We start from the raw sequence: 23,084 nt of genomic DNA, 5'->3' as shown, positions 1-23,084 counted from the left end.
CGATTCGCTACTTGGTTTCACCCAGCGTCCAGCCACCACCGCCCGGCATCACTGCGAATTGCCGCACGGTGGTCGCTGCGCAGTCGGCCGGCTTGTCTGTGCACTGAGCCAGCGTGACACGCAAATGCTGGTCGTCCACCAGGTCGAAATCCGCGAGTTTCGTACTCGCCAAGCTTGCGGCCTTGTCGAGCACGGTGCCGATGAATACGCCGTTGTGGAACACGTACAACTGCAACTCACTGGGGTGGCACTGCTTGTCAACCGCCACCGCAGCTTCCGCGACGTAAGTGTCGCCCTTGCGTTGCGCGCGGCCGGTGAGCAGGCGTTCGCCGGTGAGCAAGAAGCGATCTTCCTCATTCTTCGGCTCGGAGGTACGGGTCACGCACTGGGTCGCGGCGACCGTGCCCGGTGCGCCATGCGACAGTGGCTTCAACGGTCGCGGGACATAAGGCTGCGCCACCGGTATCGGGGCAGGGCGATGCATCCACATCACCAGCGCGGTCGCGCTAAACACCACCGCAGCCATGGCAACGACGCGACCTTGCAGGGCCGGGCGCGGATGCAGATACACCAGGGTGCACAGGGCCAGCAGCAAGGCGAAGGGCGACGCGGGATGCCAGAACAACGCCAGCACGGCGACCAACGCCGTGACGATGGCCGCGAAGGAGAAAGCCTTCCTCACCGGCTTGGTCACGGGCGCGGCAGGTAGCGGCGGTGGCTGGTGGGACGCGGGGGTGGTGACTTCAGGCTCGAGCGTGGCCGTGTCGTCGATAGCGTGCTGCGTTGGTACCTGCGCCTGCGGTGGCAGCGGCGGCGGTTCCTCCGCTGCTGGAGTGGGCGTCCAGGCAAACCAGGTCTGGCCACCGTCGTGGCACCACTGGTCGTCCGGTTCGGTGTAGCGCTCCAAGGCATCCTCCGGCAAGGGTCCACGCACCTGGTTGTCACGGCGCAGCCACACCAGCCGGTCGCCGTCCGGCCATACATCGGCTTCGACGCCCAAGGCGCGCAACTGGGTCGCCTGCGCGTCGGCGGTCTCGGCATCCAGGCCGCGACGGATGATCAGCGGCGTCCGCGCGAATACGCGCTCGCGGAACCCTGCCATCTCCATGCCAAAGGCTGTAGCCATGCGTTCGTGCACGGCGTCCGGGTCCTGGCCGTCGAGCAGGCGGCCGGAAAGTACCAGGCAACAGCGGTCCATACCCATCGATTCCCCCTGCGGATGCCGTCATGTGCACCGATGCCGCAAGGTTAGGCGCGCCGGCCCGGGCGAACAAGCAGACTCTTTCTTAGCGCTGGGCTTCGGTTCGTCGGCTCCCTGCCCCTACAATGGCCATTCAAGCTTGGCCATCCGGATCCCCCACGTGATTTCCCGAGACGATTTCGACGCGCTGGCAGCGCAGGGTCATACCCGCATTCCGCTGGTGCGCGAGGTGTTTTCCGACCTCGACACACCGCTGTCGGTATACCTGAAGCTGGCCGACGGCCCGTATACCTTCCTGTTCGAATCGGTGGAGGGCGGCGCGACGTGGGGGCGCTATTCGATCATCGGCCTGCCTGCCAAGCGCGTGTATCGCCTGCGCGGCCACGAGCTGGAAGTGGAAGATGCCGGCGAGGTTACCGAGCGCCGCCACGTGGACGATCCGCTGGGCGAGATCGAAAACCTGCGCAAGCAATACGACGTACCGCGCCTTCCGCAGCTGCCCGCTTTCAGTGGCGGCCTAGTCGGTTATTTCGGCTTCGAGACCATTGGCTACATCGAGCCGCGGCTTGCCCGATGGGATCGCCCTGACGAGCTGGGCACGCCCGACGTGCTGCTTATGCTCGCCGAGGAAGTGGCGGTGTTCGACAACCTCAAGGGCCGCCTGTACCTGATCGTGCACGCCGATCCTTCGCAGCCGCATGCCTACGCCGAGGCTCAGCGCCGACTCGACGCGCTGGTGTACCGATTGCGCCAGAGCGGCGTGTCGTATCCGCAGCTCAACCAGGGCACGGCGCTGGACGAAGGCGACTTCAAATCCTCTTTCACCAAGGAGGAGTTTGAGGCCATGGTGGAGCGCGCGAAGGAATACATCCGCGCCGGCGACATCTTCCAGGTGGTGCCATCGCAGCGTCTCAGCGTGGGCTTCAATGCCCGCCCGGTGGACGTATACCGCGCGCTGCGTGCGCTCAATCCGTCGCCGTACATGTACTTCGTGGACCTGGGCAACACGCAGATCGTCGGTTCCTCGCCAGAGATCCTCGCGCGCCTGAAAGACGGCAAGGTTGTGGTGCGTCCGCTGGCCGGCACGCGCAAACGCGGTGCGACCGAGGAAGAAGACCAGGCGCTGGAAGCGGAGCTGCTCGCCGACCCCAAGGAACGCGCCGAGCACGTGATGCTGATCGACCTTGGGCGCAACGACATCGGCCGCATCAGCGAAACGGGCAGCGTGGAAGTGAGCGAGTCCTTCGTGGTCGAGCGCTACTCGCACGTCATGCACATCGTTTCGCAGGTGCAAGGCAAGGTTCGCCCGGACGTCGGCTATATGGACGTGCTCAAGGCCACTTTCCCGGCAGGCACACTCAGCGGTGCGCCCAAAATCCGCGCGCTGGAGATCATCCAGGAATTGGAGCCGTACAAGCGCAACATCTACGCTGGCGCTATCGGTTGGATTGGCTGGTGGGGCGACGCGGACACGGCCATCGCCATCCGCACCGCCGTGATTCAGGATGGACGTCTACACGTCCAGGCCGGCGCGGGCATCGTGTATGACTCCGACCCGTCGTCCGAATGGGAAGAGACGATGAGCAAGGGGCGCGCTCTATTCCGCGCCGTGGCTCAGGCAGCGAAGGGCTTATAAACATGCGCGGCATGAAGCGGCACGCAACGTGGACCTGCGCCCTGGGCCTGGGTAGTTCATTGTTGCTGGCGCCGCTGCATGCGCGTGAGCCTGAAACCCCGCCCGTCTGGCACGATGACGCCACCTCTCGGCTCGAGGCGCTGGCGTTGCTGCAATCGCTCAACGCTGAACTGCTCAGCCATCCCAGCGCCACGCTCACACTGGAGCGCTGGTGCGGCGAGCACCATATGGCGGCCGAAGCCAAGGTCGTCGCGGAGCGCGTGCAAGGCGAAGACAAACCGCTGCCTGCCGACGGACGCACCCAGTTGCAGATCGGTCCCGATGAACCCGTACGTTATCGCCGCGTGCAGCTCACCTGCGGCGGACACGTGCTGTCAGAGGCAGACAACTGGTATGTGCCATCGCGCCTTACCGACGCGATGAACCACGAACTCGACACCACCGACACGCCGTTCGGCAAGGTGGTGCAGGCGCTGCATTTCCGTCGCCAGACCCTGTCAGCGGAACTGCTGTGGTCGCCACTGCCGAAAGGCTGGGAGAGCGAAGCCAGCCTGCCCACATCCAGCGGCGCGGTACTTTCCATGCCTCATCACGTCCTGCAGCACCGCGCACTGTTGTTCGACGAGTCGAATCGTGCGTTTAGCCTCGTGGTCGAGAGCTATACGTCACAGGTGCTCGCCTTCGCTCCCGCTTCGTCGCGTCAGCCGTAAGCTTACTTTCGCGCTTTCGATTCCTCCCCGACATCGTCGAAGGGATGAAGTGGTCCTGTCTCGGGTCGTAGCGCGAGACGGCCGAGACACGCCCAGGAACGATCAGGGTTGTCGCATGCCATTGTTCTAACTGCTCCGTTCCGGCGCTCCTTTCGGCATCAATCCTCGCTTGTCGCGCCATCGGCGCTCCTTGGCGCGGTCGATGTTCGAGCACATTGGCTTGCGAAATCCGGGTGCATCGCCTCTCTACGGCGCAGTGAAAGGGGAGTCCTTCGCGCCCAGCCACACTGCAAATTTACGACTTGTCTGATTCATGACGGGCATACAAACCGCTAGCGTTTCACCCTGAGTTGTTGTGCTCGGAGCCGCTTAACTCTTGTCCCCCCGAAGGCGGTGGGCGGTTCCGAGCCCCTTTTTTCAACACGGGATGCGGTTAGGGGTATGGAAGTCAGTGCAGTAATAGATCATCGCGTGCCGCGGTGGCAGCGATCACGTGGACTGACGACCGGCGTGCTACTCGCGTTGGCGGTGACGGGATCCATCGCACCGTCGTTCGCGCAGTCAGTTGACCCTGTCTCGCAGGAACTTCTCCGGCAGTTCAATTCTTCGACCATCAAGAGATGTCTCGTTGCTAAGGCGCCTGGTTCAACGTCGACGCCTTGAATCGTGCTTCGCTCATTCATCGTTGAAAAATCCGAGAAACAGGGGTCAGAGAAACAGGGGTCAGAGTGGACTTTCTATCCAGCTATCTGGCAGCGCGCTTGAAAAGTGCACTCTGACCCCAGTTTTTCAGTTTTTAAACCTTGATCACTTTCGGTCGACTTTAGCGTGCGCCCCGCGATGGTTACCGGTCCCAGCAAACAGCCTACAAAGGAAAAAACTGGGGTCAGAGTGGACTTTCTATCCCGCTATCTGGCTGTGCGCTTGAAAAGTGCACTCCATAGCGTCCCTTATTTCCCGTTCTTCGGGCCCCCCGCATCGGCCATAAGTTAGATATCGCGCCACTCGTTTTCTCCCTTGGCTTCGATAAGAATGCGTGAGCGCAGTCACAGGGGGCTGGCTGCCAGGCATCGGGCCGTCGATCGACGGGATCTCCGTGCAACACCTACGCGATGTGCATCACGCCGCCGATGTCCCACCCCTTGCTACGGACATCCATGGGGGAGTGTCCGGTGAATGCCTGGGGTGCCAAGTCAGGGGAATGACATGAAGCTTTTATGGAAGAAGGGCGTCGTGCTTGCGTGCGCCTTGAGCGTGTCCGCGTGCGCGTCGATCGTCGGTGGGCGCTATCAGAAGGTGCAGGTGGAAACCCGCGCCGCTGACCAAAGCATTCGCGCTGATTGCACGCTGAGCAACGGGGAGAGCCAGGTACGCGTGACCACACCAGGCACTGCCACCGTCCACCGTTCGTCGCACGATCTCAGCGTGAGCTGCCAGAAGGACGGCAAGCAGATTGCGCAGCAATCCTATGACTCGACCATCCGAGGCATGGTCTGGGGCAACATCCTCTTCGGCGGATTGATCGGCGTGGTGGTGGACTTTTCGGACGGCGCGTCGCATCACTATCCGGACAAGCTGAGCGTGCTGGTGTCCTCGTCGTATGCCGCTGTGGCCGGCTATGCCAACCCGGGTGGGGCAGGTACAGCGAGTTACGCGGCGTCGTCTTCACCCCAAGCCGCTGGCCTAGCCAGTCTCGACAGCCGCGTCAGCAAGACGATGTTCAACGCGGCGCAGAACGTGGCGGCCGCGCGCCAATGTGACCGTGCGATCCACGTGGTGATGGTGGATGGCCAGCGGGCGATGTTCCGTTCGCAGTGTCCGGTCTCTGGCGACGTGCAGATCGAGTGCGCTGGCGATGCCTGCGTGGCCATGCAGCCCATGGGCGTCGCGAGCTATTGAGCGGGCTCTAACCTCGCTTTGAGGGAGCCGGCTGTCGGCCAGGCTCCCGTGAGTGTTTGAGATTGTTCCTATGTTTTGAGCCGTTGATGCTCACTACCTTTTCGGAATCCCGAATCAAGCCGTTGGCGAACGCCCGGCACGGAGGTTCCGCATGGTTTCCCCTGTTGTCGAATACGTCGTCACGCGCAAGCGTGGCGAGGGTTGGAACGTCGTGCGCAATGGCGCGCCGATCGGCCGGCGCTATGTGCTGGTCAGCGCATTGGAGTTCGCCACGCATCTCGCCGAACGCGAGGCTGTGCGCAGTGGGCAAAGTACGCGGGTGGTCATGGATCGCGAGGAGACCCACTGCTTGCCCAGCTACCGCCCGTGGCGCCAAGCCGCCTGATTCACTTCGTCAGGAACAGTTGCCCGATGGCCAGCGCGGTCGGGTAGGGCTCTGGGTCGTTGCGGTTGCTGAGCAGGATCACGGTCAGATGCTGCTTCGGCCAGCGGATGATGACGTTGCGAAAGCCCATGCTTTCGCCTGAGTGCCATAGCACATCACCATGGATGCGCCAGCCAAAGCCGTAGCTATCGACGTCGGTTTCACCGCTCACCTTATTCTGCGCGCTGAAGGCGAGCTGGCGAGAGGCATCGGATAGCAGGCGGTGGTCGTAGAGCGCTGCATCCCACTTCGCCAGATCATTGATGGATGAGTAAATGCCGCCGTCGCCGCGCGTCGCGCTGGTGGGGCTTTGGTCCGTCTGCACCCAATGGGCGCCGTCCTCGCTATAGCCATAGGCGCGATGCGCCACCTCCGGTCCGCCGTGCACGTAGAGCAAGGTATGCGTCATGCCTAGTGGCTGGAAGATATTCTTTGCCAGAAAGTCCTGCAGCGATTGGCCGGATGCGCGCTCTACGATCAGCCCCAGCAGCACGTAGCCGCCATTGCTGTAACGATAAGACGTGCCTGGCGCGAAATAGCTGCGTGGTTCGGCGGCCAGCATGCGCAGCACGTCGTCGTCATGGATCTGCGCGGTCTGGTCTGCGGGCATCAGGTCTTCGTAGTCGATCAGGCCGCCGCCATGACTGAGCAACTGGCGGATGGTGATCGGCTCGTGCGCTGCAGGAAGCTCCGGCAACCAGTGACGCACATGATCATCAAGGCTGAGCTTGCCGCGTTCCGCCAACAGCAAGATGGCCGCCGCCGTGAACTGTTTGCTGACGGAAGCGAGCCGGTAGTTGGTGGCTGGCGTCGCGGCTTCATGCGTCTCCAGGTTGGCTTGGCCATAGCCGTGCTTCACCAGTGGCTTGCCATCTTTGATGACCAGCAGCGATGCCCCCGGCGCGTCACCCTGGTAGCGGGCCATCAGCGCATCGACATCGGGGGTGGAATCCTTGCCGTGCGCGAGGCCGGCGACGAACAGCGTGGCGGCCAGCAACGGAGCTAACTTGCGCATCATGTGTCGTCTCATGGTGTGGCGGGGTCTTACTGCACGGGTACGTCGTAGATGGTGTCTGGCGTGGGCTCGGGCGTGAGCGTGTAGTGCCACCACTCCATGGCATAGTTGCGGAAGCCTTCCCGCTCCATTACGCGCTTGAGCACTTCGCGATTTGCATGCTGCGCGGGCGTGGCCTCGGGTGAGTCGGTATTGGCGAGCGTGCCGAAGTAATCGAAGTCCGTACCCATATCGAGCGGTGTGCAGTGCGTATCGGCCGCATCGCATTGCATCAGCGTGAGATCTACCGTGGCACCGCGGCTGTGGCCGGAGACGGGCGCGATGTAGTCGCCCAGCAAGGCGCTCTTGTCGAGCTTGGGATAGTGCGCGGCCTTGGTGCGTTGATCAGCCAGGTCACCAGCCCAGCGTACGAAGTGCTTCACGGCGCGGGCCGGGCGATAGCAGTCGAACACGTCCAGCCGCTGATGCTGGGGACGAAGATCGCGCTGTACGCTTGCCAGTGCCTCGGCCGCCGGCTTGAGCAACAGGCATTTGGCGGCGAGGTAGCCATCCACCGGTGTGCCGACGAAATTGTCGCTGCCCGCGTACTTGATGTCCTCGGCAATATCCGGTGCCAGTGGATGGATGTCGACCAGGCCTGCTTGCGCCGCCGTCCGTGCGGGCGATAGCGTCGGTGTGCCGTCGGCATGGGCTGCACAGGCCAAGAGCGACCCTCCGAGTGCCACCAAGAAGCGCGGCTTCATCAGCTCAGCTCGCATGGTTTGCGGTGGCCCGCTGGGTCACCTCGCCCCATACACGCAGCAGGTTGCCACCCCATATCTTGGCGATGTCTGTATCGCTGAAGCCGGCTCGCCGCAGCGCTGCGGTCACGTTGCGGGTCTGCGTGGCATCGTTCCAGCCTGCGAGGCCACCACCGCCGTCGAAGTCCGAGGCAATACCGACGTGATCGATACCGGCTACCTCAACCATGTGCTTGATGTGGGCGACGTAGTCGTCCACGTTCGGCGGTGGCAGTGCGGCGTCGATGCGCTTCATGCCGTCGATGTAGGCAGGCAGGTACTCGTGCTTTTCGCTGTCGAAGCTTTTGTCGCCGGTCTGCTTCGCGACCTGTGCCTGTAATGCTTTCATCGCGAGATCACGGGCGGGATCGAGGCGGATGAATTCCTGCACTGCCACGGCCTGGATCACGCCACCCTTGGCGGCGATGGCGCGCAACAGATCGTCGGAAAGGTTACGCGGATGGTTGTCGATTGCACGGGCAGAGGAGTGCGAGGCGATCACCGGTGATGTGGATAGGGCGAGCACCTCGCGTACGCAGGCATCGGAGGAGTGCGAGACGTCGACCATGATGCCCAACTGGTTGGCACGCTTGACGACACTGCGGCCGAAGTCGGTGATGCTGTACTCGGGGAGTGGCGTGTCGCCAAGGTCGGCTTCCGGTGTGGAGCTGCTGCAGAGGTCGTTGTTGCCCATGTGAGCCAGCCCGACGTAACGCGCGCCGCGCGCGAAGGCGGCGTCGAGATTCTTGATGTCATGGCCCAGCGAGTAGCCGTTCTCGACGCCAATCATCGCCGAGAGATGGCCCGCTGCCTTGTTGGTGCGTACATCGTCGGGCGTCCTGGCCAGTCGGATTTGGTCGGGGTACGCCTTCAGCATCAGGTCGATGTCGTCATACTTGGTTTTTGCCTGCGCGACGGCGTGGGCCCAGCCTTTGGGCGTCAACGGCCCCTGGTCCACGTAGACGATGAAGAACACGGCATCGAGTCCGCCGCGTCGCATCTTATCCAGGTCCACTTGCAGTGGCGTCTGCTTGCCGAAGTCGAAGCGGGCCTCGCGCATGTAGGCGAAGGGAATATCCACATGGGTGTCGAGCGTGATCGGCGGATCTTTCTGCGCGACGGCAGTGGTACTGCCTAGTGCGATAGCTAGCGCGATACCGAACTTGCGGACAGTCTTCATGCGGTCTCCCAGTGTTTGGCCAGTTGTTCGCCGGCGACTATCTCTTCGAACGTTTGCCGCTGTCGCATCATGGCGTAGCGACCCTTGTCGACCATGACTTCGGCGGCAAGCGGGCGAGAGTTGTAGGTGGATGCCATGGAGGCGCCGTAAGCACCGGCGGTGCGGATCATCAGCAGGTCGCCAGCGGCACAGGTCGGCAGGGTGCGGGCTTTGGCGAAGGTGTCGCCGGTTTCGCAGACCGGCCCTACGATGTCGTACGCGGTCATCGGGCGATGCTCCCCGTCTATCAGCGCGATGTCATGCCATGCATCGTACAGGCTGGGGCGGGCGAGATCGTTCATGGCGGCATCAAGCACCAGGAAGTCGCGTTGATCACCATGTTTGACGCGGATCACGCGCGTCAGCAGCACGCCGGCTTCGCCGACCAGATAGCGACCGGGCTCGAATAGCAAACGGCCGTCGAAACCGGCCAGCGCGTCGCGCACGGTGGCCACGTAGTCGGCAGCATCGATGGGATGGTCAAGGCCCGCGCGATAGCAAACGCCCAGCCCACCACCCGCGTCGATGCTGTTGATCGGATGGCCCTGCGCGACAAGTTCGCGCCAGAAGGCGGCGACGCGTTGCATGGCCTCCCGGAAGGGCTGAAGGCTGAGGATCTGCGAGCCGATATGCACGTGCAGTCCGTCCAGTTGAACGTGGCTCAGTTCATGGCGTGCTGCGAACCATCGTCGCGCCTCGTCGATGCTCACGCCGAACTTGTTCTCCGCTTTGCCGGTGGAAATCTTGGCATGCGTGAGTGCATCGACATCCGGGTTGATGCGGACGGCGGCACGGGCGATGGTGCCCTTGGAGCGTGCAAGCCGTTGCAGGGTGAGCAGTTCGTCGTGCGACTCCACATTGAAACGCAGGATGCCTGCGCCGAGTGCCTCGGTGATCTCCAGTTCACTCTTGCCCACGCCGGAAAAAACGATGTGTTCGGGCGGTATGCCGGCCTGCAGTGCTCGCCAGAGTTCACCCGCCGAGACGATGTCTGCACCCACACCATGTTCGTGCATGAAGCCGAGCACGCCACGATTCGAGTTCGCCTTGACCGCAAAGCAGATCAGCGCATCCGTGCCGCGCAGTGCGGCCTGCAATGCCTGGATGCGTTCGCGAATCGAGCGGGCGGAGTACACATACAGCGGCGTGCCCAGGCGCGCAGCCAACGCGCGGAGGTCCACATCGTCGAGCGTGGCGAGTGGTGAAGTGGTTGCCAGCGTCATGCTCGCACCTGGTGCCTTGTCGTCCTGCGGAGGATTCGCCCCATCATTTCCGGTCTCCTTCGAATCCGCCGTCATAGAGGGAGCTGTTGCCATGTGAACTCGTAGTCCCACTGGTCGAAGTACAGATTGCCGCCGCGCCACTCCAGCTCGCCGCGCTGCGAATCCACCGTTTCGGAGCGTACGAACTGCTTGGGCGGCACGAAGGGCTGGCTGAAATCGCTGTTGAACGCGATGCGGTAGGCATCCAGGCCGCCGAGGTAGAACCATTGCAGGGCAGGGTCATCGCCCTTGGCGGGTTGCAGCTGGCCGAAAGTCACGTCCATCGGCACCCAGCCGTAGGGGGCAAGGTAGAGCTGCCCCCAGTCGTGGATGTTTTCGTAGCTGCCGTCAGAAAAGATCCAGCCCGACTGCCAGCGCGCAGGGATGCCGTTGAGGCGCAGCAGGGCCATCAACAGCATGGTCTGCTCGCCACAGTCGCCGTGGCCGGCATGCAGCGTGTAGTCGCTGAGGTTGCTGATGGTGGAGTACTCGCGCGCACCGGCCCACGGAATTTGATCTACGGACGCGAACAACTTCTGCGCGATGCGGTAAGGATTCTTCTCGTTGCCAATGATCTTGTGCGAATAGGCGCGGAGGTCATCAGTGAAAACGATATGCGGCGCGCGCTCCGCGATGTACGGAGCAAGCTCTGGCGTGATCTTTGTCGGCACCACTTTCGAGGCATCGATGTCGTGATACTGCGCGTAAATGGTCAGCTCGTAGGTCACCGCGAACAGGGTGGGTTTGCCGGTTTCGGCCTTCCTTTCCATGTAAGCCGTGCGCTGCAACGCACTTGCCGGGGCGACGCGCGCGCCGGCCGGCTGGCTGTCGATCAATCGCACGCCGTCCTGTTGCCCCGGCAACGCGCGAGGGAAGGGCAGCCACGCGCGGATGGTCTCGCCGGGAGGTACCGCATCGGCGCGAACGGTGACGGTCTCCGTCACCCGCACGTGATTGGGCGTAACGCTGCTGCGGTGCGTGGCGATCGCTTCGCGCCGCGTGGCGCGGTGATGATCGTTGAGCGTTTCCATGGGATCGTCATTGGATGGTGCAGGATGCGCGCGCCGCGCCGCTGCCTCCTTGCTGAGCAGAAACAGGTTATTCGGCGCGCGCTTGAAGTAGAGCGTGCGGCCGTCTATCACATGATGCTCGATCAGACCCTGCTGATCCCAGCGCGCGAACTCCGCATCGGAGAGATCGGGAATCTGCTTGCGCACGCGCGCCTTGGCTGCGTCGGTATCCAGCGTGAAGTCGAGCAGGATGCGGCGCATGCGTTCGCGCTGGAACAACAACGCCTCTCGCGTCTCCGATGGAAGGCCCGGCTGCGCGAGTGCCTTGTCGATGTCCGCATCGGCTGCCTTGAATTGCCCGGCATCGATCAGCGCGACAGCGTGCGGTACGGGTGAATCATCGACGCTCGACGGCATCGCCACGGGTGAAAGGCAGCAAAGCGCCAGCGCCATCGGCAGTGCGCGCAGGCGTCGTAAAGCCAAAGAGGGTGATTCCTTCCGCACCTGCCGCTTCCCCAAGAACAAGGCGAAGTCGCTGTTTAGCATGGCTTGCAAATGACGGTCAATAAATTATGCTTCGGCCGTCCATTGCGTGAATTAGATATTCCAAAAGTTGTGTAAGGTATTCCAAAAACGAATGTGATCGGGGAGTCAGAGGGGACACATGATCCATACGGCCTGGCCTTATCTCGCTGTCATGTTGCTCGCGGCGGGCTTGTTTCCCGCTCTCGAGCGGCGCTTCCATTGGCGGTTCTTCGAAGTGCTTCCGCCCATCGTGCTGACCTACCTACTGGTCACCGCGCTCGCGGTCACGGGCCTGTGGCAGGTCAACGACGAAATTCGCGGCACACAGAGCCTGCTGATCGAGCACATGGTGCCGGCGCTGCTGTTCCTGTTGATGATCAACTGCGATCTGCGTGCCATCTACCGGCTGGGGCCTCGTGTGCTCGCCGTGTTCTTCGTCACCATGGTCTGTTTGTTCATTGCCTTCGTCGGCACCTTCCTGATGTTTCGCTACTGGCTCCCGGGCAGTGCCTGGCAGCCGCTGGCCGCGCTGTCGGGCAGTTGGATCGGTGGCACGGCCAACATGGTGGCGGTGAAGCAAGCCATCGGCATGCCGGACCGCCTGCTGGCCTTCTCTTTGCTCACCGACGCGCTGTGCTACTCCATGTGGGTCGTTGTGCTGTTCGGGCTGGGTCGCGTGGCCACGCAGTTCAATCGTTGGACGCGCGCCAAGTCGAGCGCGGACATGGTGGTGGAGGAAACCCGCAACAACGGCCCGACCACACCGGACAACGTGCTGCTATGGCTGGGCATGGCGCTGGCGGCGGCGGCTTTCTCGGCGTGGTTGGCTGATCGTCTGCCCACGTCGGACATGATCTCCCCGACCACCTGGACCATCATGCTGGCCACGGCGCTGGGTCTGGTTGCGGCGCATACGCCGCTGGCCCGCTTTGCGGGCGCCAACACCATTTCTAGTGCCTTGCTCATCAGCGTGGTGGCGATCCTCGCTTCGCAAAGCAACTTCGACGGCATCGGCTCGGCGCCGCTCTACATCGGCTGCGGTATCTGCATCATCGTGATTCACGCGGTGCTGCTCGCCTTGGCGGCGCGTCTGTTTCACTTCGACCTGTACCTGTGCGGCATCTCTTCGCTGGCCTGCATCGGCGGTGTAGCCGCCACACCCATCTTGGCGGCGAGCTACTCGCGGTCACTGGTGCCGGTGGGCATTTTGCTCGCGTTGCTCGGTTATATCCTCGGTACGGGATTCGGTCTGCTGGTGGCGTCGGTGATGTCGTCGCTGGCCATTGCCTAGGAATCATCATGCGATCCATGCCTCGCCTGACGTTCTGCCTGATCGCCGCCCTCGCGGCCGCGCCGACATTCGCGGACAAAGGAGTTGCCGCGGCTCTTGTGCCGCCATCCGGCGTCATCGGCATCGCCAACAATGCAATGCTCGGGCCGGACTTCTGGATCAAACAGTCGACACAGCCGGACCAAGTCTTGCTGGACACCGTCGAGATCGGCCAACGAAACGCCGACCTGCTCAAGATCGATCCGTCCATGCATGACCTGCATGCGATGCCAGCGCAGCTTGACCGTGCAACGGTCACTGGCTGGATCAACGACCTTTCGCAGTATCCGAAGCGCAAGCTCTATGACATCAAGGGTCAGCCCGTACCGGGGAGCCTGCACGACCAACTGACGGACGCGCTGGCGCTGGATGCCGTACCGGCGCAACAACCCAGCCGCTACGGCATGATCGTGCAGCGCGCTGCGTTGCGTACGTTTCCGACCGATACGCGCGTGTTTACATCGACAGACGACACCGATATTGACCGTTTCCAGGAAACGGCGGAGTTCCCTGGCACGCCTGTGCTCATCGCGCACACTAGTCGTGACGGGCGTTGGCTGTTCGTGGTGAGTCCCCGTTACGCAGCGTGGACGCATCGCGAGAACGTCGCCGAAGGCACTGCGGCCGACGTGCTGGCGTATGGCGGACGTACGCCGTATCGGGTGGTGACTGGTAGCACCATACGCACCGTCTTTACGCCCGAATTGCCCGCCGTGTCGCAGCTGCAACTGGACATGGGCATCGCTGTGCCGGTGGTGTCCAATCAACCCGCCGACGAGCCGGTGAACGGCCAGTCGCCGTATGCCTCCTACGTGGTGGATCTACCCATCCGGCAGGCGGACGGCAAGCTCGCCTTTTCGCCAGCGCTGATTCAGCGTAACGCGGATACGCAGGATGACTTCCTGCCGCTGACCGAAGCGAACATCATCCGGCAGGCCTTCAAATTCCTCGGTGAGCGCTACGGTTGGGGCCATGACTACGACGGGCGTGATTGCAGCGGCTTCGTCTCGGATGTCTATCGCAGCCTGGGCGTGCAGATGCCCCGCAACACGAGCAAGCAGGCGATCAGTCCTGGTTTTACTCATCAGGCATTCGGCGATAAGGACAGTCACGACGAGCGGCTCAAGGCGGCGATGGCGCTCAAGGTGGGTGATCTCGTCTACATCCCGGGGCACGTCATGATGGTGATCGGCAAGCTCGACGGCGAGCCTTACGTGATCCACGACACCAGTGGCATTTCCTACCGGGATGGCACGGGTGGCATGCGCCGGGTCAAGCTCAACGAAGTGTCGGTGACGCCTTTGTTGCCGCTGATGTACGACGACAAGCACACCTATGTCGACCGCATGACCAGCATCGTGCACGTGCGCCCATGAACGCGTTTCCATCCCCGTCACCCATCGAAGACAGGAAGTTGCCGAGCCCTATGAAGATCACCGACATCCAGTTCGGCATGCTGCGGGTGCCGTTGAAGACGCCGTTCAAGACGGCGCTGCGCACGGTCAACCAGGTCGAGGACATTGTGGTGATGGTGCATACCGACACCGGCCACGTGGGTTACGGCGAGGCACCGGCGACGGCGGTCATCACGGGCGATACGCATGGTTCGATCGTCGATGCGATCCGGCACTACATCGCGCCACGCCTGACCGGCCAGGACGTCGCCGACCTCAACCGGCTTACGCAGTTGATCCAGACTGCGATGGAGCGCAACACCAGCGCCAAGGCCGCGGTAGAGATCGCCCTTTACGACCTGTGGGGTCAGATGTACGGCGCGCCGCTATACAAGCTGCTCGGTGGCGGCGATCCGGTGATCACCACGGACATCACCATCAGTGTCGACTACATCGACAAGATGGTGGCTGACTCCATCAGCGCCGTGGATCGCGGTTTCGAATCGCTGAAGATCAAGGTAGGCAAGGATATCGGCGTCGACATTGAGCGCGTCAAGGCGATCTACGCGGCGGTGGAGAATCGCGCGCTGCTGCGCCTGGATGCCAACCAGGGCTGGACGGCCAAGCAGGCGGTCTATGCCCTGCAGACGTTGGAAGATGCAGGTGTGCGGCTGGAACTGGTCGAGCAGCCGGTCAAGGCGCGCGACCTGGAAGGCATGCGTTACGTCACCGAGCGTGTGCACACGCCCATCATGGCCGACGAAAGTGTGTTTGGCCCCATGGAGGTGATGGACCTGATCCGCATGCGCGCCGCCGACATCATCAACATCAAGCTGATGAAGACGGGCGGCATCTCCAACGCCATGCGCATCGCTGACATTGCCGGCATGTACGGGGTGGAGTGCATGATCGGTTGCATGCTGGAGAGCAGCATCAGCGTGGCGGCGGCCGTGCACGTAGCGGTAGCCAAGTCCGCGGTGATCACGAAGGTGGATCTGGATGGTCCGTCGCTGTGCCAATACAACCCGGTCGACGGCGGCGTGGTGTTCAACGAATCGGAGATCTCGGTCACCGATGCGCCTGGGTTGGGCATCCGCGAAATTCGCGGCCTGGAAAAGTTGGAAGCCTGATATGTCGCCGCTGGTGAAAATCCGCGCCGAACGCGACCAGATGTCGGCGGTCGAACGGCGCGTGGCGGACTTCATCCTGGAGAACGCGCAACTGTTGCGCGACTACTCGTCGCAGCAGTTGGCGGATGCGCTGGGCATCAGCCAGTCCAGCGTGGTGAAGTTCACCCAGAAGTTGGGCTTCAAGGGGTATCCCGATCTCAAGTATTCGGTGGGCGAAGCTATTGCGCGCGCCGACAACGGCGATGCTGCGCAGGTGGCGGCACTCGTACCGGCCGCCGCGGACGAGTCGCCGGCGGGCAATCTGTGGCGGTGCAAATCCGCTTCGGAAGAAGAAACCCGCCTCATCAATGCACCCGAAACACTGCAGGCAGTAGCCGACGCCATCGCTGTGGCAGGTGCAGGCGGCAAGGTGTTCATGATTGGTCTGGGCGACGATGACATGTACGCGCGCGGCTTTGCGCAGCGCTTGTCGTTGCTCGGCATCCCCTGCGTGCACCACATCGATGCAGGGCGCATGGCCGCCAGTGTATCCGCTGCCGGTGCGGGCGATATTTTGCTGGTGTTCTCCGAGCAAGGGCAGCATCCGGCGCTGTGCAAGATTGCTCGTTTCTTCCGCGAGCGCCGCGGGCGCTTGATCACGGTGACGCGACATACCTCCAACCCATTGCGTGCTCTGGCGGATATCGCACTACTGGTATCGGCACATGACGAGCGGCCGTACATCCAGCCGGTGCTGTACCAGTCGGCGCTGCAGCATCTGCTCGATGGCGTGTTTGTGCAGTTGTGCGAAGGCGACGAGCAGCGTCATCTGCAGCTTCTCGCCAATCTTGAACGCATCCAGCAGATGCTGGACCTCTAGTCACTCCACCAACGGCATCGCATGACTATGTCCATTCATCGCTTTCCGATCCGCCGTTTTCTCGCCGCCGCACTGGCCACCGCTGCCATCGGTCCCTCCGTGGCGGCCAGCGGCGATGTCGATTGGCAGGCGTCGCGCCAAATGGTGCTGGTGATTACGCCCGACTGGAATGCGGATCATGGCGTGCTACGCGCCTTCGAGCGAACGGGCGACGGCTGGAAGCCGGTGGTGGATGCGCAGGCCGTCACCGTGGGTCGATCCGGCGCCGCCTGGGGCTTGGGCTTAAACGAGCCGCAATCGGACGGGCCGCAGAAGCACGAAGGGGATGGCCGCGCGGCGGCCGGCGTCTATCGCGTCGGTGAGGTATTCGGCTATGCCGCCAGCGGTGGCACGCACATGCCCTATGAAGCGATGACGGATACCGATTGGTGCGTCGATGTGGATGGCTCGCCGTACTACAACCAGATCGTCGACGCGAAGAAGGTGGGCGAGAAAGCCGTGGCGGGTGCGAGCGAGCCGATGCGACGCGACCTGCACCTCAATGGTGATCAGCGTTACAAGATCGGCTTTGTCATCGAGCACAACGCCAAGGGAAAGTCGGGTGGCGGTAGCTGCATCTTTGCGCATTTGTGGGCATCGCCCACTGACGCCACCGCAGGATGCACGGCCATGCCCGAGCCGGTCATGCGCCGGCTGTTGGCCTGGATGAAACCCGAAGATCAGCCGGTGTTCGTGTTGTTGCCGCAAAGCGAGTACTTGCGATTGCGTGCGCCATGGCATTTGCCGGCGCTGGGGAAACAACCTTGAGCCCGACTACGCGGGTCCTTATCGGCCTGGTGCTGGGTGCCTCAGGTGGCCTTGTCCTGGCCGCGTGGTCTCCAGCGGTTGCCGTGCAGGTGGCGGATGCCGTGCAGCCGTTGGGTCGGCTGTGGCTCAATGCGTTGCAGATGACGGTGGTGCCGCTGGTGTTCGCCCTGGTGGTCGTGGGCGTGAACACGGCCAGTGATGCCGCCGCGTCGGGACGTATCGCGCGCCGGGCCATTGTGGCGTTCATTCTGATCTTGACCGGTGGCGCGCTCTTTGCGGCTGCCGCCGCCCCCCGCTTGTTCGCGTTGTTTCCCCACAGTCCATCGCTGACGACGGCACTCGAAAGCGCCGTGGCGACGCACGCACCGGCGGCCACGGGCGCCGTGGGATGGGCGGAGTGGTTCAACGGCATCGTGCCGTCGAATGCGATCAACGCGGCAGCGCAAAGCGCCATGTTGCCGCTGGTGGTGTTCGCGTTGTTCTTTGGCTTTGGTCTCACGCGTATCGCGGCGGAGCGCCGCACCTTGGTCGTATCGTTCTTCCAGGCCATCGCTGACACCATGATCGTGATCGTGCGCTGGGTGTTGTGGGTGGCGCCATTGGGCGTGTTTGCGCTGATCCTTGCGGTGTGTGCGCGGGCTGGAGTGCACATGCTGAGCGCCCTGGGCATCTATGTGCTGGTGGAGTGCATCCTTTACCTCTGCCTGACCTTGTTGATGTTGCCGGTGGCGGTCGTGTGGGGTGGCGAGACGCTGCGCCGGTTTGTGCCCGCGCTGGTACCGGCGCAGATCGTCGCGGCCAGCACGCAATCGTCGCTCGCCTCGCTGCCGGCGATGCTGGAGAGTGCAGAGCGGCGGCTCGGTTATCCGTCACAGGTGAATGCGTTGGTGCTGCCGATGGCAGTCAGCCTGTTCCGCCTGACGAGCCCGGTGCAGTACGTGACGTCGGCGTGTTTCATTGCATGGGCCTATGGCATCGATGTGGGCATCGCGCCGTTGTTCGCGGCAGCCTTACTGGCGGTAGTGATCAGTCTCGGCTCGGTGGGGTTGCCCGGCGCCGTGAGTTTCATGGCGACCAATCTCCCGGTGGCGCAGGCGATGGGCGTGCCCGTGGGGCCACTGGGGTTGATGCTTGCCGTTGATGCCTTGCCGGATGCGCTTGCCACCTTGGGCAACGTGACCGCCGACCTTACCGCCACCAGTGTGGTGGCCCGTCAATCCGCCCGGGAAAGTGAGACTGCATGAGTACGCTGCACGAGGCTGACATCATCGTGATCGGAGCCGGTATGGCCGGGGCCTCCGTGGCTTATTTCATGGCGCCGCACGCGCGCGTGCTGGTGCTGGAGCGTGAAGAGCATGCAGGCGTGCATTCAACCGGTCGTTCGGCGGCGTTGTTCTCCGAAACCTACGGCTCTGCGCAGGTGCGCGCACTCACCCGAGCCGCGCGCCGCTTCTTTGATCATCCACCGGAAGGCTTCGCCCGCCACACCATTCTTTCGCCGCGCGGCTCGCTCAGCGTAGGCACTGATGCGCAGATTGAGCAGGTCCACGCGCTGCACACCGACATGGCCTCGCGTACGCAGGGTCTTCGGGTGGTGGATGCGACCTGGCTGCGCGATACCGTCCCCGTACTTCGACCGGAGATGGCGCAAGTCGGGTTGTACGAACCGGGCGCTGCAGATATCGACGTGAACGAACTGCACCAAGGCTTCTTGCGAGGATTGCGCGCCCGAGGCGGTCAGCTTCGCGTACGTGTCGACATCCGTTCGATAGAGCGCGGGCCCGGTCACTGGTTTGTCGATGCGGGTGACGAACGCTTTCGCGCGCCGCTACTGGTCAATGCCGCTGGCGCCTGGGTGGACCAGGTTGCCGCGCTGGCCGGCGTGTCATCGCTGGGCATCCAGCCCAGGCGCCGCTCCGCTTTCCTGTTCGAGCCGCCGTCGGGTGTCGACACGGCAAGCTGGCCATTCGTCACCGATGTCGAAGAAACGTTCTATTTCAAGCCGGATGCAGGGCTATTGCTGGGTAGTCCCGCGAATGCTGATCCGGTGGCGCCGCACGACGTGCAGCCGGAAGAGCTCGACATCGCCATCGGCATCCATCGCATTGAAGAAGCGACGACGATGACCATTCGCCGCCCCACACGCACTTGGGCAGGCTTGCGCTCGTTCGTGGCCGACGGCGATCTCGTCGGCGGTTTCGAGCCGGGAAGGAATGACTTCTTTTGGGTAGCAGCCCAGGGTGGCTACGGCATTCAGACATCGGCCGCCATGGGCGAGGCCTGCGCCAACCTCGCGCTGGGGCGCCCACTGCCCAGCCATGTGCAGGATGCCGGTGTGACCGCCGCGATGCTCGATCCCACCCGCCTGAAGGGCTGATTTCGCGCCGTACGGGCCCCGAGATGGCGGGCATGTAGCCCGCCACTGGAACAGTTGCCGCTGTTACTTTTGCCTGTCGGCCCGTTTGTGCCCGTCTCCTACGGCAGTCATGCTGCACCGCGGCGACCCTGGCCGCTACAATCGGTGTAACCAGCGGCCCAGCCGGTGGCCATCCCCTCGGCACGAGACTCACAGGTTCCGCCGCTTATGCTCCTGATGATCGACAACTACGACAGCTTCACCTTCAACCTCGTGCAGTACCTGGGCGAGTTAGGGCAGGCGGTGAAAGTGGTGCGCAACGATGCGCTGGATGTGGCGGGTATCCGGGCCCTGAAGCCCTCCCACATCATGATTTCCCCGGGCCCCGGTACGCCGGACGATGCGGGCGTGTCGTTGGATGTGCTGAGTGAGCTGGCGGGCGAGATCCCGGTGTTCGGCGTGTGCCTGGGTCATCAGGCCATTGGCCAGGTGTTTGGTGGCAAGGTGATCCGTGCCAAGCAGATCATGCATGGCAAGACTTCGCCGGTGCGCCATCGCGGGCAGGGCGTGTTCGCCGGGCTGCCTGATCCGTTCGAGGCCACGCGCTATCACTCGCTGGTGGTGGAGCAGGATTCGCTGCCTGATTGCCTCGAAGTGACAGCGTGGACGGAGAACCCGGACGGCAGCATCGACGAGATCATGGGCCTGCGCCACAAGACGCTGCCGGTCGAGGGTGTGCAGTTCCATCCGGAGTCGATCCTCACGCAGTACGGTCATGATCTGCTGCGCAACTTCCTGGGCTTGCCGCTGAAGCTCGCTGCATGAACAGCGCCGGGACCGTCGGGCGCCGCGTCACCATCACGCCGCAGGAAGCGCTTCAGCGCACCATCGAGCATCGCGAGATCTTCCATGACGAGATGATTGAGCTGATGGGCCAGATCATGCGCGGTGAAGTGAGCCCGCTGATGACCGCGGCGATCATTACCGGTCTGCGCGTGAAGAAGGAAACCGTGGGCGAGATCACGGGCGCGGCACGCGTGATGCGCGAGCTGTCCGCCAAGGTGGATTTGCCGCCGCACGAGCATTTCGTGGACATCGTGGGTACCGGCGGTGACGGCGCCTCCAGCTTCAATATCTCCACGGCTTCCATGTTCGTTGCTGCTGCGGCGGGCGCGCGCGTCGCCAAGCACGGTGGTCGCAGCGTGTCGTCGAAGTCGGGCAGCGCCGACGTACTGGAGGCGCTGGGCGCGGTGATCGACTTGCCTCCCGCTCAGGTGGCGCAATGCATGGAAGAGGTCGGCATCGGCTTTATGTTTGCGCCCAATCATCATCCGGCCATGAAGGTGGTGGCGCCGGTGCGCAAGGAAATGGGCGTGCGGACCCTGTTCAACATTCTGGGTCCGCTGACCAATCCTGCGGATGCGCCCAACATCCTGATGGGAGTGTTCCATCCCGACCTGGTGGGTATCCAGGTGCGCGTATTGCAGCAGCTGGGCGCGAAGCATGCCCTGGTGGTCTGGGGGCGCGACGGCATGGACGAGATTTCGCTGGGCGCTGCCACCCTGGTCGGTGAGCTGCGTGATGGCGAAGTGCGCGAGTACGAGGTGGAGCCGGAGGATTTCGGCCTTGCCATGGCATCCAGCCGAAACCTGCGCGTGGAAAACGCCGAGGAGTCGCGGGCCATGTTGCTGGAAGCCCTGGAAGGCCGCCGCGGCGTGCCACACGATATCGTGTGCCTCAACGCGGGCGCAGCGCTGTACGCGGCCAACGTGGTGGATTCCATTGCGGCAGGCATCGAGCTCGCGCGTTCCACCATTGCCAGCGGCGCAGCTCGTGCAAAAATGGACGCATTCGTCGCCGTGACGCGGCGGCTGGCCGGCGCGGGCTGACGCTCACGCCCTCTTCATGCACTGACCTATCAAGCTTTTGCCATGACTGACATTCTCCAGCGCATCCTGACCCGCAAGACCGAAGAAGTGGCCGAGCGCAGCGCGAGGTTGCCGCTGGCCGAACTCTCCGCGCGCGTGGCAGATCTGCCGGAAACGCGCGGCTTTTCGGCCGCCATCGAGGCGAAGATCGACGCCGGCCTGCCTGCCGTGATTGCCGAAGTGAAGCGGGCCAGCCCGAGCAAGGGCGTGATCCGTCCGGACTTCGACCCGGCGGCGATTGCGCGCAGCTACGAGAAGGGCGGCGCAGCTTGCCTTTCCGTGCTTACCGACAAGGATTTTTTCCACGGCAGCGAAGACTTCCTGCAGCAGGCGCGTGCGGCGTGTTCGCTGCCGGTGCTGCGCAAGGATTTCGTGATCGATCCCTACCAGGTGTACGAGGCCCGGGTGATCGGTGCCGACTGCATCCTGCTGATCGTGGCTGCACTGGGCGATGCCGCCCTGCTTGAGCTTTCGCTGCTTGCCGCTGACCTCGACCTCGACGTGCTCTGCGAAGTGCACGATGCCGAGGAGCTGGAACGCGCGCTGGCACTTCCCGTGCCGCTGATCGGCGTCAATAACCGCAACCTGCGCACCTTCCACACTTCGCTGGATACGTCGCTGGAGCTGCAGCAACTGATGGAGTACGACCGCATCCTGGTCAGCGAGTCGGGCATTCATACGCCTGACGACGTGGCCACGCTGCGTGACGCCGGCATCAATGCGTTCCTGGTTGGTGAGGCTTTCATGCGTGCCAACGACCCCGGCGCGGAATTGCAGCGCCTGTTCGCCTCGACGTAAACACACGCCAGATATCGACGTATGACCACAGGGGAAACCAGTCTCGGGCCGGCAGCGGCCGAAGCGGCCGTGGCCTCGCCGCGCACGGTGCTATTCGATTTCGACGGCGTGCTGATCCATGGCGATGCCTTCTACATGTTCATGCGCGATCGCTATCAGCGCTCTTGGCTGCGGAAGCTGGGCGCGCTGTGTGCGCTGCCGTGGATGCTTATGGTGTCGCCGTTCTCCCGCAGGCTGGCGGAGCGAGCGCTGGTTCACGTGGGCCTGATCGGCCTCAATGAACAACGTTACCGGACAGCAGCTGAGGCGTTCGGCGGCAGCCTGGTGCGGCGGCCGAAGCAGTTCTGTCGCGATGGCCTGAATGCCCTGCGCCGCCACCAGGCGGACGGCGACCGGGTGATCGTGGTGACTGGCTGCGAACACGTGCTGGTCAGCCACATCCTGACCCAGCTCGGGCTGGGCGGCATCGAGGTACTGGCGTCGCACCTACGTCCGGGCCTGCTGGGCATGCGCGTGAAGCTGCACAACGTGGGGCGTCGTAAGCCTGCACAGCTGGCGGCTTTTGGGGTTAGCGAGTGGCATGTGGCCTATAGCGACTCGCTGGTCGATGCCCCCATGCTGAAGCCTGCGGCGGAGGCTGTGCTCGTCAATGGCACGCCCAAGCTCTGCAAGAAGCTGGAAAGGGCGTTGGGTCGCACCATTACGCGCGTCGACTGGTTCTAACCGGCTTATACCCCGTTCGGGTGCACCCTGTGCGCGGCCGCGGGGCGGGGAGGTTCGTCCTGTGGCTGGCGATGCTTGG

Annotated in this window: 21 protein-coding genes; 15 read left to right on the top strand and 6 right to left on the bottom strand. The window is 63.3% G+C overall.

The window, feature by feature from the left end; all coding sequences use genetic code 11:
- Positions 1–7: 7 nt before the first annotated feature.
- Positions 8–1,198 carry a hypothetical protein gene (locus tag DyAD56_RS03640; RefSeq protein ID WP_102301387.1) on the bottom strand — a complete coding sequence of 397 codons (1,191 nt, stop codon included), beginning with the start codon at positions 1,196–1,198 and terminating at the stop codon, positions 8–10.
- 163 nt (positions 1,199–1,361) lie between these two features.
- On the opposite strand from DyAD56_RS03640, the gene trpE reads away from it, so the two are divergent.
- From trpE to DyAD56_RS03620, 4 genes are all read left to right on the top strand, one after another.
- Positions 1,362–2,837, top strand: coding sequence for an anthranilate synthase component I (gene trpE / locus DyAD56_RS03635; protein WP_102301386.1), 1,476 nt, complete (start codon positions 1,362–1,364; stop codon positions 2,835–2,837).
- A gap of 11 nt (positions 2,838–2,848) precedes the next feature.
- On the top strand, positions 2,849–3,547 hold the full coding sequence (locus tag DyAD56_RS03630) for a hypothetical protein (protein WP_102301539.1): 699 nt from the start codon (positions 2,849–2,851) through the stop codon (positions 3,545–3,547).
- A 1,206-nt stretch (positions 3,548–4,753) separates the two neighbouring features.
- A complete protein-coding gene (locus DyAD56_RS03625; protein WP_102301385.1) occupies positions 4,754–5,446 on the top strand; it encodes a hypothetical protein in 693 nt (230 codons plus the stop codon).
- A 151-nt stretch (positions 5,447–5,597) separates the two neighbouring features.
- A complete protein-coding gene (locus DyAD56_RS03620) occupies positions 5,598–5,831 on the top strand; it encodes a hypothetical protein (RefSeq protein WP_102301384.1) in 234 nt (77 codons plus the stop codon).
- A 1-nt stretch (position 5,832) separates the two neighbouring features.
- On the opposite strand, the gene DyAD56_RS03615 is transcribed toward DyAD56_RS03620, so the two are convergent.
- The 5 genes from DyAD56_RS03615 to DyAD56_RS03595 form a co-directional block, all read right to left on the bottom strand.
- Positions 5,833–6,885, bottom strand: a complete 1,053-nt coding sequence (locus DyAD56_RS03615) for a serine hydrolase domain-containing protein (RefSeq protein WP_102301538.1) — start codon at positions 6,883–6,885, stop codon at positions 5,833–5,835.
- A 29-nt stretch (positions 6,886–6,914) separates the two neighbouring features.
- Positions 6,915–7,628 carry a M15 family metallopeptidase gene (locus tag DyAD56_RS03610; RefSeq protein WP_102301383.1) on the bottom strand — a complete coding sequence of 238 codons (714 nt, stop codon included), beginning with the start codon at positions 7,626–7,628 and terminating at the stop codon, positions 6,915–6,917.
- 4 nt (positions 7,629–7,632) lie between these two features.
- A complete protein-coding gene (locus DyAD56_RS03605) occupies positions 7,633–8,844 on the bottom strand; it encodes a dipeptidase (protein ID WP_102301382.1) in 1,212 nt (403 codons plus the stop codon).
- Positions 8,841–10,106: a diaminopimelate decarboxylase gene (gene lysA, locus DyAD56_RS03600; protein WP_102301537.1), complete on the bottom strand. Its 1,266-nt coding sequence runs from the start codon at positions 10,104–10,106 to the stop codon at positions 8,841–8,843. The genes DyAD56_RS03605 and lysA overlap by 4 nt, the downstream gene beginning before the upstream one ends.
- 71 nt (positions 10,107–10,177) lie before the next feature.
- Positions 10,178–11,572: a transglutaminase-like domain-containing protein gene (locus DyAD56_RS03595; RefSeq protein WP_199178879.1), complete on the bottom strand. Its 1,395-nt coding sequence runs from the start codon at positions 11,570–11,572 to the stop codon at positions 10,178–10,180.
- A 247-nt stretch (positions 11,573–11,819) separates the two neighbouring features.
- Here DyAD56_RS03595 and DyAD56_RS03590 point away from each other — a divergent pair, with 247 nt between their 5' ends.
- From DyAD56_RS03590 to DyAD56_RS03540, 11 genes are all read left to right on the top strand, one after another.
- Entirely contained in the window at positions 11,820–12,971 is a 1,152-nt protein-coding gene (locus DyAD56_RS03590) for a DUF819 family protein (protein WP_102301381.1), read from the top strand.
- A gap of 17 nt (positions 12,972–12,988) precedes the next feature.
- Entirely contained in the window at positions 12,989–14,386 is a 1,398-nt protein-coding gene (locus DyAD56_RS03585) for an SH3 domain-containing protein (RefSeq protein WP_102301535.1), read from the top strand.
- A gap of 50 nt (positions 14,387–14,436) precedes the next feature.
- Positions 14,437–15,534 carry a dipeptide epimerase gene (locus tag DyAD56_RS03580; protein ID WP_102301380.1) on the top strand — a complete coding sequence of 366 codons (1,098 nt, stop codon included), beginning with the start codon at positions 14,437–14,439 and terminating at the stop codon, positions 15,532–15,534.
- A gap of 1 nt (position 15,535) precedes the next feature.
- Positions 15,536–16,393: a MurR/RpiR family transcriptional regulator gene (locus DyAD56_RS03575; RefSeq protein ID WP_102301379.1), complete on the top strand. Its 858-nt coding sequence runs from the start codon at positions 15,536–15,538 to the stop codon at positions 16,391–16,393.
- A gap of 27 nt (positions 16,394–16,420) precedes the next feature.
- A complete protein-coding gene (locus DyAD56_RS03570; protein WP_233202281.1) occupies positions 16,421–17,200 on the top strand; it encodes a hypothetical protein in 780 nt (259 codons plus the stop codon).
- Positions 17,197–18,444, top strand: a complete 1,248-nt coding sequence (locus DyAD56_RS03565; RefSeq protein ID WP_102301378.1) for a dicarboxylate/amino acid:cation symporter — start codon at positions 17,197–17,199, stop codon at positions 18,442–18,444. Before DyAD56_RS03570 ends, DyAD56_RS03565 begins: the two co-directional genes overlap by 4 nt.
- Positions 18,441–19,577, top strand: coding sequence for an FAD-binding oxidoreductase (locus DyAD56_RS03560; protein ID WP_102301377.1), 1,137 nt, complete (start codon positions 18,441–18,443; stop codon positions 19,575–19,577). The genes DyAD56_RS03565 and DyAD56_RS03560 overlap by 4 nt, the downstream gene beginning before the upstream one ends.
- Before the next feature lie 207 nt (positions 19,578–19,784).
- Positions 19,785–20,381, top strand: a complete 597-nt coding sequence (locus tag DyAD56_RS03555; RefSeq protein WP_102301376.1) for an aminodeoxychorismate/anthranilate synthase component II — start codon at positions 19,785–19,787, stop codon at positions 20,379–20,381.
- Complete coding sequence (trpD, locus tag DyAD56_RS03550; RefSeq protein ID WP_102301375.1) at positions 20,378–21,445, top strand: anthranilate phosphoribosyltransferase; 1,068 nt, start codon at positions 20,378–20,380, stop codon at positions 21,443–21,445. Before DyAD56_RS03555 ends, trpD begins: the two co-directional genes overlap by 4 nt.
- Positions 21,446–21,487: 42 nt before the next feature.
- Positions 21,488–22,282, top strand: coding sequence for an indole-3-glycerol phosphate synthase TrpC (trpC, locus tag DyAD56_RS03545; protein WP_102301374.1), 795 nt, complete (start codon positions 21,488–21,490; stop codon positions 22,280–22,282).
- A gap of 21 nt (positions 22,283–22,303) precedes the next feature.
- The gene (locus DyAD56_RS03540) at positions 22,304–23,005 is read left to right on the top strand and encodes a haloacid dehalogenase-like hydrolase (RefSeq protein WP_102301373.1); all 702 of its coding nucleotides are present in this window, start codon (positions 22,304–22,306) and stop codon (positions 23,003–23,005) included.
- The last annotated feature ends 79 nt before the right edge of the window (positions 23,006–23,084 follow it).

The sequence above is a fragment of the Dyella sp. AD56 genome, assembly GCF_002878475.1.
Lineage (GTDB): Bacteria > Pseudomonadota > Gammaproteobacteria > Xanthomonadales > Rhodanobacteraceae > Dyella.
The sequence above is the reverse complement of the archived record's forward strand: the minus strand, read 5'-3'. Positions and strand labels throughout refer to the sequence as shown.

Coding starts and splice junctions, on each gene's coding strand:
- DyAD56_RS03640 (WP_102301387.1), bottom strand. CDS start 1,198: ATGGACCGCTGTTGCCTGGTACTTTCCGGCCGCCTGCTCGACGGCCAG.
- DyAD56_RS03630 (WP_102301539.1), top strand. CDS start 2,849: ATGAAGCGGCACGCAACGTGGACCTGCGCCCTGGGCCTGGGTAGTTCA.
- DyAD56_RS03625 (WP_102301385.1), top strand. CDS start 4,754: ATGAAGCTTTTATGGAAGAAGGGCGTCGTGCTTGCGTGCGCCTTGAGC.
- DyAD56_RS03620 (WP_102301384.1), top strand. CDS start 5,598: ATGGTTTCCCCTGTTGTCGAATACGTCGTCACGCGCAAGCGTGGCGAG.
- DyAD56_RS03615 (WP_102301538.1), bottom strand. CDS start 6,885: ATGCGCAAGTTAGCTCCGTTGCTGGCCGCCACGCTGTTCGTCGCCGGC.
- DyAD56_RS03610 (WP_102301383.1), bottom strand. CDS start 7,628: ATGAAGCCGCGCTTCTTGGTGGCACTCGGAGGGTCGCTCTTGGCCTGT.
- DyAD56_RS03605 (WP_102301382.1), bottom strand. CDS start 8,844: ATGAAGACTGTCCGCAAGTTCGGTATCGCGCTAGCTATCGCACTAGGC.
- lysA (WP_102301537.1), bottom strand. CDS start 10,106: ATGACGCTGGCAACCACTTCACCACTCGCCACGCTCGACGATGTGGAC.
- DyAD56_RS03595 (WP_199178879.1), bottom strand. CDS start 11,572: ATGCCGTCGAGCGTCGATGATTCACCCGTACCGCACGCTGTCGCGCTG.
- DyAD56_RS03590 (WP_102301381.1), top strand. CDS start 11,820: ATGATCCATACGGCCTGGCCTTATCTCGCTGTCATGTTGCTCGCGGCG.
- DyAD56_RS03585 (WP_102301535.1), top strand. CDS start 12,989: ATGCCTCGCCTGACGTTCTGCCTGATCGCCGCCCTCGCGGCCGCGCCG.
- DyAD56_RS03580 (WP_102301380.1), top strand. CDS start 14,437: ATGAAGATCACCGACATCCAGTTCGGCATGCTGCGGGTGCCGTTGAAG.
- DyAD56_RS03575 (WP_102301379.1), top strand. CDS start 15,536: ATGTCGCCGCTGGTGAAAATCCGCGCCGAACGCGACCAGATGTCGGCG.
- DyAD56_RS03570 (WP_233202281.1), top strand. CDS start 16,421: ATGTCCATTCATCGCTTTCCGATCCGCCGTTTTCTCGCCGCCGCACTG.
- DyAD56_RS03560 (WP_102301377.1), top strand. CDS start 18,441: ATGAGTACGCTGCACGAGGCTGACATCATCGTGATCGGAGCCGGTATG.
- DyAD56_RS03555 (WP_102301376.1), top strand. CDS start 19,785: ATGCTCCTGATGATCGACAACTACGACAGCTTCACCTTCAACCTCGTG.
- trpD (WP_102301375.1), top strand. CDS start 20,378: ATGAACAGCGCCGGGACCGTCGGGCGCCGCGTCACCATCACGCCGCAG.
- trpC (WP_102301374.1), top strand. CDS start 21,488: ATGACTGACATTCTCCAGCGCATCCTGACCCGCAAGACCGAAGAAGTG.
- DyAD56_RS03540 (WP_102301373.1), top strand. CDS start 22,304: ATGACCACAGGGGAAACCAGTCTCGGGCCGGCAGCGGCCGAAGCGGCC.